This is a genomic window from Arthrobacter sp. 05L44, from assembly GCF_056397605.1.
In genome coordinates this window covers 80,378-88,839 of record NZ_JBFTNS010000010.1, presented here as the reverse complement: position 1 = coordinate 88,839, position 8,462 = coordinate 80,378, and the positions used below count along the sequence as shown (strand labels likewise).

The following is an 8,462-nucleotide window of genomic DNA, read 5'->3' as shown; positions in this document are numbered from 1 at the left end:
CGGCAACCCGGCTGCACAAAATTTGAAACCAGCTGTAAAAACCATGCCATCCACGGGGTGGACAACACAGCCAAAACAACCAATCAATAAAACAATTGGTATCAACAAACTTGGCACACTATTGAGTTCTCAAACAACAGACACATTCGAATACTTATCAAAACAATTTGCTTTGTTTTTTCTTCGCTGCGATGTATTTAGCTTATTTCATTCATTTCCACTTTGCAAATCCGGAAGTTCTTCCGAAATTCACCCGCAGAAGCGAATCCGCCCAGCAAAATGCGAAGCAATTTCGCTTTCCCACGTCTTGCGCAGGAAGAATTGCTTCTTTTGTTGGGGGTTGTCACCGCTCAGCGGCGGCGACTCAGAAAACATTACACGCTCCCTTCCGGCCGCGCAAATCGGCCGGAAGGGAGCGAGCAGCGCGGCTGGAGCCAGCCGGAAAACCGTCCAGGGGAAGGGTGCCGGTTAGGGCGCGGAAACTTCCACCGTCGCGAGGTTCTTTTTGCCCCGGCGCAGCAACAGGTACCGCCCGTGCAGGAGGTCCGCGGTCTCAATGACGGCGTCCGGATCAGTGATCTTGACGTTGTTCACGTAGGCACCGCCCTCCCCCACGGTCCGCCGGGCCGCGGACTTGCTGTCGGACAGCCCCGTGGCCACAAGGAGGTCGATGATTCCCAGTCCCGAGCCGTCCACTGTGGCCGAGGGCAGTTCGGCTGTTGCCGCCCGCAGGCTCTCTTGGTCCAGGCCGGTCAGGTCCCCGCCGCCGAAGACAGCAGCCGATGCCGCGATGACTTTTTCCGTCGCCTCGACGCCGTGCACCAGCGAGGTCACCTCGTAGGCAAGCTTCCGCTGGCCCTCGCGGGCAAACGGACGCTCGGCCACGGACGCTTCGAGGGCTTCGATCTCTGCGCGGCTAAGGAAAGTGAACACCTTCAGCCGGGCCGCGACGTCGGCGTCGGCAGTGTTGAGCCAGAACTGGTAGAAGGCGTACGGGCTGCACATCTCGGCGTCCAGCCAGATCGCGTTGCCTTCGCTCTTGCCAAACTTGGTGCCGTCGGAATTGGTGATCAGCGGCGTCCCGAGGGCGTGAACGTGCTTGCCCTCGACCTTGCGGATCAGGTCGGTGCCGCTGGTCAGGTTTCCCCACTGGTCCGAGCCGCCGGTCTGCAGCACGCAGCCGTAGTCACGGAACAGCTGCAGGTAATCCATGCCCTGCAGGATCTGGTAGCTGAACTCGGTGTAGCTGATGCCTTCGTCCGAGTTCAGGCGGGTGGCGACAATGTCCTTCTTGACCATGGTGCCGACGCGGAAGTGCTTTCCGATGCCGCGGAGGAAGTCGATAGCGCTCAGCGGCGCGGTCCAGTCGAGGTTGTTCACCATCCGTGCCGCGTTCTCCCCCTCGAAGCTGAGGAAGCGCTGGACCTGGCCCTGCAACCGGCCGACCCATTCCGCGACGGTCTCCGGTGTATTGAGGATCCGTTCGGCGGTTTGCCGCGGATCACCGATCAGTCCGGTGGATCCGCCCACGAGGCCCAGGGGCTTGTGTCCGGCCAGCTGGAGCCGGCGCATCACCAGGAGCTGGACCAGGTTGCCAAGGTGCAGGCTGGGGGCGGTGGGGTCGAAGCCGCAGTAGTACGTTGCGGGGCCGCCGGCCAGCAGCTTCTCCAGTTCCGCCTCATCCGTGGAGACGTGGATCAGGCCGCGCCATTTCAGCTCCTGCCAGATATTGGCAAAGCTGGGGTCGTTCTGTTGGGACTGAAGATCATTTAGCTGGGACACGGAATCTAAGTTAGCAGGATCGCCGGTGCCCAACCGCCCCAGCACGGCTCGTGACGGGCTTAGGCAGAGCCCTCCGGGTCAACGCGCCGGAGCGCGCAGCCCCTACTCCTCGATGCCCGCGGGCACGGGGGCGGCCGCAATGAGCCGCAGCCTCTGGGTGGGACGCGTCATGGCAACGTACAGGTCCCCCACCCGGCCGTGCTCATGGTTGAGCATGGCGGACGGCTCCAGCACCACAACGCCGTCGAACTCCAGCCCCTTTGCCTCGCGGGGGCTGATGACAACAATGTCCTGCTCGTAGCTGCCCGCACCCGTGCCGACACGGCGGCCATAAGCGGCGCGCAGCGCGGCCGTCGCCTCAGGCAGCAGTCCGCCGTCGGCGATCACGGCCAGCAGGCCGCCGTCGAGCGCATCCAGTTCGCCCGGAAGGACCTCCAGGAGACGCTCCACGATGGCACCCGGGCCAACACGGTCGATCACCGGCGACCAGCGGCCCTCCCGGACCGCCTTGGGTGCGGAGACAACAAGGCCGGCGGCGTTGGCCATCCGGGCCGCGGCCTCGGCGATCTGCGAAGGCGTACGGTAGTTGACGGTGAGCTCCTCGAGCTGCCAGCGGTCCCCGAACATGGGGGCCAGGGCACTCTGCCAGGACTTGGCCCCGGCAACGGAACTCGTCTGGGCGATGTCGCCGACGATCGTGAACGACTTCAGCGGGCAGCGCCGGACCAGGAGCCTCCACTGCATCGGTGAGAGTTCCTGGGCCTCGTCCACCACGATGTGCCCGAAGGCCCACGTGCGGTCCGAGTTCGCCCGCTCAGCCGCCGTCAGCCGGGACTCGCGTTCCTGGTTCTGGTCCACCAGCTCCTCGGCCGAGATGAGGACATCCACCCCGGCCGTTTCCATGTTGACCAGGGTCTGCTTGGCGTTGGCGAGGTCGCGGGCACGGTCGTGCTCCTGCTGGGCCAGGCTCTTTCCGGCGGCCGGGTCCAGTTCCCCGAGCAGTTCCGCGGCTTCGTCAAGCAACGGAACGTCCGCTTCGGTCCACGGTGAGCCGGCGGGCCGGAGCAACAGGGCCCGTTCGGCGGCGCTGAGGTTCGGGGTGCAGGCCTCAAGGATCGCGGGTTTGCTCAGCAGCTCCCCCACCAGTTTCTCGGGCGTCATCGGCATCCAGCAGAGATTCAGCGCCACCCTGACATCGCGCGCGGAGCGGACGTCCTCGGCCAGATAGGAGCGATCGGCGTTGTTGCCGATGCTGCCGGCTTCAACCAGTTCGGTCATCTGCTCGGTCAGTTCGCGGAGCAGGATCTTGACGAACGAGACCCGGGCCTCATTGTGCGGCTTGCCGGTGGCCCGCGCCTTCTCGCGCGCCCGGCGGACCTGGCGCGGCGTCAGCACGAGTTTGCGGCCGTCCACCTCGAGGATGCGGTTTTCGGCGGGGATCCGCTGGCGGTTGGCGACGGCGTTGGCCACCACCTCGGCCATGTCCAGCCGGCCCTTGACGGCGGCTACGTCGGCGTCGTCCTCGGCCACAGCGTGGATGCCGGGCATCAGGCGGCCCAGGCTGGCCATAACGACGCCGGTCTCGCCGAGGGATGGCAGCACCCGCTCGATGTAGTTCATAAACGACGACGACGGTCCCACCAGCAGCACTCCGGCGGTCTTCAGCCGGTCCCGGTGGGTGTAGAGCAGATAGGCGGCACGGTGCAGGGCGACGGCGGTCTTGCCGGTGCCGGGCCCGCCCTGGACCACCAGGGCGCCGGAAATGGACGAGCGGATGATCCGGTCCTGTTCGGACTGGATGGTGCCCACAATGTCGGACATCCGGCCGGTGCGCTTGGAGTTCAGGGCTGCGAGCAGTGCGCCCTCGCCCTGCAGGGATTCGTCGTCGGCCAGCAGGTCGGCGTCCAGGACGTCATCTTCGATTGCCTTGACCTCGCGGCCCTGCAGGATCAGGTGCCGGCGGCGGCGGACGCCCTGGCGGTCAAAGGCCGTGGCCTGGTAGAAGTGGCCGGCCTCAGGGGCACGCCAATCGACCATGAGACGCTGCAGGTCCTCGGTGGTCAGGCCGATGCGGCCGATGTACTGGGATTCACCGGAGTCGAGGTCGAGGCGCCCGAACACAAGGCGGTCGTCGACGGCGTCGAGCTGGGCTAGGCGGTCCTCGTAGAGCGCGGCGAAGGCGTCCCGCTCGGAGACGTTCTGCATGGTGCCCACGGCACCGGCGCGGCGGACCTGGGCGAGCTGGGCCCGCTTTTCCTCCCGCAACTCATCCAGCCGGGCATACAATCCGGCTACATAGTCGCGTTCATGGGCCAAATCAGCGTCGTGCATCGAACGTTCCCCTATCGAAAAAGACAGACCAACCATTCTACAACCATTTCGGCGAGGCATCCCGAAACATGTCAGTTTTGTTGAGGCCTGGTTTGTGCAGCATTGTAGCGACGTTGCCTAGAGCTTCAGCAGCGAGTGGATGCGCCGGCCGGCCAGCGCCGCGCGGCCGTTGAGGTCGCCGAGCTCCATGACCACGCCAACCCCGGCCACCGCGACACCGCAGCGTTCAAAGAGGCGGGCCGCCGCCCCCAGGGTGCCGCCGGTTGCGAGGACATCATCGAGGATCAGTACCCGCGTGCCCGGTGCGAGGTCCGCGCTGTGCAGCTCAAGGGTGGCGGTGCCGTATTCCAGCGAGTAGTCCTCGGAGACCACTTCGCGGGGCAGCTTTCCGGCCTTGCGGACCGTAACGACGCCGGTGCCCGTGGCGTAGGCGGCGGCCGCGGCAAGGAGGAAACCGCGGGCCTCCACACCGGCGACGGCGTCGAACTGGCCCAGGAAGGGCGCCACCAGCGCGTCCACAACGGCTTTGAACGCGGGGCCGTCGGCGAACACCGGGGTCAGGTCCTTGAACACGATTCCGGGCTTGGGGTAATCCGGGACCGTGGCACACAGGCTGGTGATCAGCTGGTCCACGGGCCCGGCTGCACCGTCCCGGACCGGCTGGTGGGCTTGCGCTGGCTGGGTTGCACGTTCGCTGGGATTCACCCGTCCACCTTACTCGGTGCCAGCGGACCGGGCGCCGGGCAGACGCGCCCCGTCGGTCACGCCGTCCGGGACTTCGCCGCCTTGTACCGCGAAACGGTCGGGTCGCCGCTGAGCCAGAAACGCCACGGGTAGTCGTCGGTGCCGCCGGCGCCCGAGACGCCTACCCTCGGCCCGGAGCTGACCTCGGCGGCCGGCACGGCGGGCAGTTCAAGCCGGAACGGCGGCGTGAGGACGTCCCGTCCGCTGTCCGCCGTCGTCAGCCCGAGGGCAGTGGCGAAACGCGCCGGGCCGCTGGCCAGGTCCTTGGGGGCTTTCGACGTCGGCCGCCGCGAGAGTGCCAGAGCGTCCCCGGCGACGACTTCACCGGCGCGCAGGAGCACCGCGGAGGCCACCCCGTCCGGTCCGCAAACGATGTTGGCGCAGTGATGCATACCGTAGGTGAAGTACACGTACAGGTGCCCGGCCGGGCCAAACATCGGGGCGTTCCGCCGGGTCTGGCCCCGGAAGGTGTGCGAACCCGGGTCCGGGTGGAGCGAATCCTCGGGCCCCAGGTAAGCCTCCACCTCGGTGATCCGCACCGCGACCGGGCCGCTTCGGCTCTCGTGCGTGAGCACCGCGCCGAGCAGCAGGGGCGCCACGGTGCGGGCATCGGCGGACAGCAGCCCCCGCAGGGCCTCCGGCGTCGTGCTGGAATCCATGCCAAGACTTTAACAAACCCCCGGCCGGGTCCGTCCACGGCAGTGTCCGATTTCCGCTAGCAGGCACGTGCCGGGAACTGGCAGGATGGAGCTATGGACTTTTGGCAGCGCTACCGGGCAATCGATGCCCGGGACCCCCGCTTCGACGGGCAGTTCTACACCGCTGTGCGCACCACCGGCATCTACTGCCGGCCGTCCTGCCCGGCCCGGACCCCCAAGGCCGGCAACGTCACGTTCTACGAAACCTCCGCCGCCGCGCACGACGCCGGCTACCGCGCGTGCAAGCGCTGCCTGCCCGAGGCCGTGCCCGGCACCCCCGCGTGGAATGTCCGCTCGGACATCGCGGGCCGGGCGATGCGCCTGATCAACGACGGCGTGATCAACCGGGACGGCGTCGAGGGACTCGCCTCACGGCTCGGGTACTCCTCACGCCAGCTGAACCGCATCCTGAGCCATGAACTCGGCGCCGGCCCGCTCTCACTCGCCCGTGCCAGCCGCGCCCAGACAGCCCGGACCCTGCTGGTCTCGACCACCATGAAGGCCGCCGACGTCGCCTTCGCGGCGGGCTTCAGCAGCGTCCGCCAGTTCAACGAGACCATCACCGAAGTTTTCGCCATGACCCCGTCGGCGTTGCGGGCCACGGGACGGCACCATCACACACCCGACCGGACAGCGGGTGCCTCGACGGCGCTGACGCTGAACCTGCCGTACCGCGAGCCGTTCGACCCGGGGGTGTTCGAGTTCCTGGCCGTCCGCGCCATCCCGGGCATCGAGGAGGGAACGCCGTCCTCCTACGCCCGGACGCTGCGGCTGGCCCACGGCGACGCCCGCTTCCGGGTAGACTACGACGCCGCCGCCCCGGACCGGCCGCTGAAACTCACCATCGGCGCCGTGGACCTTCGGGACCTCCCCTCGCTGCTCAGCCGGGTCCGGCGCCTGCTGGACCTGGACGCCGACCCGGTCGCCATCGACATGGCGCTCAGCGCGGACCCGCGGCTGTCCGCCTGTGTCTCGGCCGTACCCGGGATGCGGATGCCAGGAGCGGTGGATCCGCAGGAGCTGTTGATCCGCGCCATGATTGGCCAGCAGATCACCGTGGCCGCGGCCCGGACAGCGCTGGTGCAACTCTCCGCCGCGGGCAGCGACAGCCTGGTCCCCGCGGAGGGACTGCAGCGGATCTTCCCGACGCCCGCAGAAATCGCCGCGACCGGTTACCAGAGCCTGCGCGGACCCCAGCGCCGCATCGACTCCATCCGCGGGGCCGCCGAGGCCATGGCGTCCGGCGGACTGAATTTTGGCTATGGCGATGACCTGGCCGGTTTGCAAGCCAAGCTCCTCCCCCTGGCCGGCATCGGACCCTGGACCGTGGGGTATGTGGCCATGCGGGTGATCGGCGCCCCCGACGTCTTCCTCGCCAACGACGCCGCCGTCCGCAACGGCATCCGGGCGCTGGCACCGGAGGGCGCCACTGACCCGCTCTCACCCGACTTCCGTGAAGTCAGCCCCTGGCGCTCCTACGCCACCATGCACCTCTGGCGTGCCGCCGCCGCGGCCCAGGCCCAAGCCCGCTCCCTGTCCCGGACCAAATCCGTCGGGACGCACTCGACACACTCCGTCCGCGCCCGGCCCGCGCTGGCCGGGGCAGCATCCTCGACGAAAGAGACGAAATGAAAGCCCAGCTGTTGACCATGTCCACCCCGGACGGCCCGTTCACGATCATTGCCCGGGACGGCGCCGTCCTGGCATCAGGCTGGACCGCGGTGCCGGGCGAACTCACCGGCCAGATCCACGCGGACCTGCTCCCGGACGGCTACGACCCGGTTCCGGATCTCGGCGGCATCTCGGCCGCCGTGGAGGAGTTCTATGCCGGCAACCCCGTGGCCGCCATGGAGGTGCCTGTGCTGCAGAAGTCCGGCCCCTTCCGTAGTCACGCCTGGGACGTGCTCCGCAATGTCCCCGCGGGCCACCCGGTGACGTACACCGAATACGCGGACCTGTCCGGCAACGCCAGGGCCGTCCGGGCAGCGGCCAGCGCGTGTGCTTTCAACGCGGCTGCCCTGTTTGTACCGTGCCACCGAGTGATCCGCACCGATGGCAGCCTGGGCGGCTTCCGCTGGGGTTTGCCCATTAAAGAGAGCCTGCTGGACCGCGAACGGCAGTTGGCCCTGGCCCTGCAGGCTTAGTTCTTTACCGGCACACCCGCCGGCCAGGGCAGCAGCGCCGGCAGGTCGACGCCGTCGGCCGCGGCGGTCGCGCGCAGGCTTCCCAGCGTGGGGGTGCGCCCGGCCAGCCACGCGGCAATGTCGGTAAGCATGCCGTTGACGACCGTAGTGCGGCCGCCGGCGGCGCCGATGCCCACGGACGGCAGGCCGAGCGGCTGCAGCACAAAACGTTCGCCCTCGGGGACCCGGACCGCAAGGAAGTCAAAGAGGTGTTCGCAGAATTGCCGGCTCCACGTCTCTGGGCCGCGGCCGGTGCCAAGGTCCGTGGCGTGGATGGTCAGTTCGCGCCACAGCGCCAGGCCGCCGTCGAACACTACGCCGCCGCGGTAGCTGATCGGTTCACCCCAGCCGGCCGCGTCCAGCCCGTTGAATGCCGCCAGCGCGCGGTCGACGGCACTGCCGACGTCGGCGCGGTGCTGGTCGGCGCTGTGGCCGGCCGCGAGCTCGATGGCCCGCGTCCGCCCCTCGAAGCCGCCGTCGTAGAGTTCAATGCTTTCGCCGCGGCCGGCGTACTCGACCTGCCGGGCCATCGCGTTGGCGATTCCGCTCAGGTGGGCCAGCACGTGACCGCGGCTCCAGCCGGGAAGTTCCGAGGCGGCCAGCACGTCCTGGTCGTCGAGGGTGGCGGCGATTCCGGTCACGACGTCGGCGGCGCGGCGGAGTTCCTCCAGCAGATTTTCGGGGGTGATTGAGATCATGGCGCCCATCCTAACGGAGCATCCGG

8 protein-coding genes are annotated in these 8,462 nt (G+C 68.0%); 3 read left to right on the top strand and 5 right to left on the bottom strand.

Annotated elements, in window-relative coordinates; genetic code table 11:
• The coding region (locus AC1DHY_RS15385; RefSeq protein ID WP_476903871.1) for a hypothetical protein at window positions 1-472 on the top strand (472 nt) is incomplete at its 5' end.
• On the opposite strand, the gene tyrS is transcribed toward AC1DHY_RS15385, so the two are convergent.
• From tyrS to AC1DHY_RS15365, 4 genes are all read right to left on the bottom strand, one after another.
• Window positions 469-1,782 (bottom strand): tyrosine--tRNA ligase, encoded by a 1,314-nt coding sequence (gene tyrS / locus AC1DHY_RS15380; RefSeq protein WP_476879714.1) that lies wholly within the window; start codon window positions 1,780-1,782, stop codon window positions 469-471. The two genes, AC1DHY_RS15385 and tyrS, sit on opposite strands and share 4 nt — an antisense overlap.
• 102 nt (window positions 1,783-1,884) lie before the next feature.
• Window positions 1,885-4,113 (bottom strand): HelD family protein, encoded by a 2,229-nt coding sequence (locus AC1DHY_RS15375; protein ID WP_476879713.1) that lies wholly within the window; start codon window positions 4,111-4,113, stop codon window positions 1,885-1,887.
• Window positions 4,114-4,230: 117 nt separating this feature from the next.
• Complete coding sequence (locus tag AC1DHY_RS15370) at window positions 4,231-4,746, bottom strand: adenine phosphoribosyltransferase (protein ID WP_476903873.1); 516 nt, start codon at window positions 4,744-4,746, stop codon at window positions 4,231-4,233.
• A 128-nt stretch (window positions 4,747-4,874) separates the two neighbouring features.
• Window positions 4,875-5,516 (bottom strand): DNA-3-methyladenine glycosylase, encoded by a 642-nt coding sequence (locus AC1DHY_RS15365; RefSeq protein ID WP_476879712.1) that lies wholly within the window; start codon window positions 5,514-5,516, stop codon window positions 4,875-4,877.
• Window positions 5,517-5,609: 93 nt separating this feature from the next.
• Between AC1DHY_RS15365 and AC1DHY_RS15360 the strand changes: the two genes are divergently transcribed.
• Both AC1DHY_RS15360 and AC1DHY_RS15355 read left to right on the top strand, forming a co-directional pair.
• Window positions 5,610-7,187, top strand: coding sequence for a DNA-3-methyladenine glycosylase 2 family protein (locus AC1DHY_RS15360; RefSeq protein ID WP_476903870.1), 1,578 nt, complete (start codon window positions 5,610-5,612; stop codon window positions 7,185-7,187).
• On the top strand, window positions 7,184-7,699 hold the full coding sequence (locus AC1DHY_RS15355) for a methylated-DNA--[protein]-cysteine S-methyltransferase (RefSeq protein ID WP_476879710.1): 516 nt from the start codon (window positions 7,184-7,186) through the stop codon (window positions 7,697-7,699). Before AC1DHY_RS15360 ends, AC1DHY_RS15355 begins: the two co-directional genes overlap by 4 nt.
• Here the strand turns inward: AC1DHY_RS15355 and AC1DHY_RS15350 are convergent.
• On the bottom strand, window positions 7,696-8,436 hold the full coding sequence (locus AC1DHY_RS15350; protein WP_476903869.1) for a maleylpyruvate isomerase family mycothiol-dependent enzyme: 741 nt from the start codon (window positions 8,434-8,436) through the stop codon (window positions 7,696-7,698). The genes AC1DHY_RS15355 and AC1DHY_RS15350 overlap by 4 nt on opposite strands.
• Window positions 8,437-8,462 lie beyond the last annotated feature (26 nt).

What these genes read in the sequence shown, in the direction of transcription:
- AC1DHY_RS15375 (WP_476879713.1), bottom strand. Translation starts at nt 4,113, where the DNA reads ATGCACGACGCTGATTTGGCCCATGAACGCGACTATGTAGCCGGATTG.
- AC1DHY_RS15365 (WP_476879712.1), bottom strand. Translation starts at nt 5,516, where the DNA reads ATGGATTCCAGCACGACGCCGGAGGCCCTGCGGGGGCTGCTGTCCGCC.
- AC1DHY_RS15360 (WP_476903870.1), top strand. Translation starts at nt 5,610, where the DNA reads ATGGACTTTTGGCAGCGCTACCGGGCAATCGATGCCCGGGACCCCCGC.
- AC1DHY_RS15355 (WP_476879710.1), top strand. Translation starts at nt 7,184, where the DNA reads ATGAAAGCCCAGCTGTTGACCATGTCCACCCCGGACGGCCCGTTCACG.
- AC1DHY_RS15350 (WP_476903869.1), bottom strand. Translation starts at nt 8,436, where the DNA reads ATGATCTCAATCACCCCCGAAAATCTGCTGGAGGAACTCCGCCGCGCC.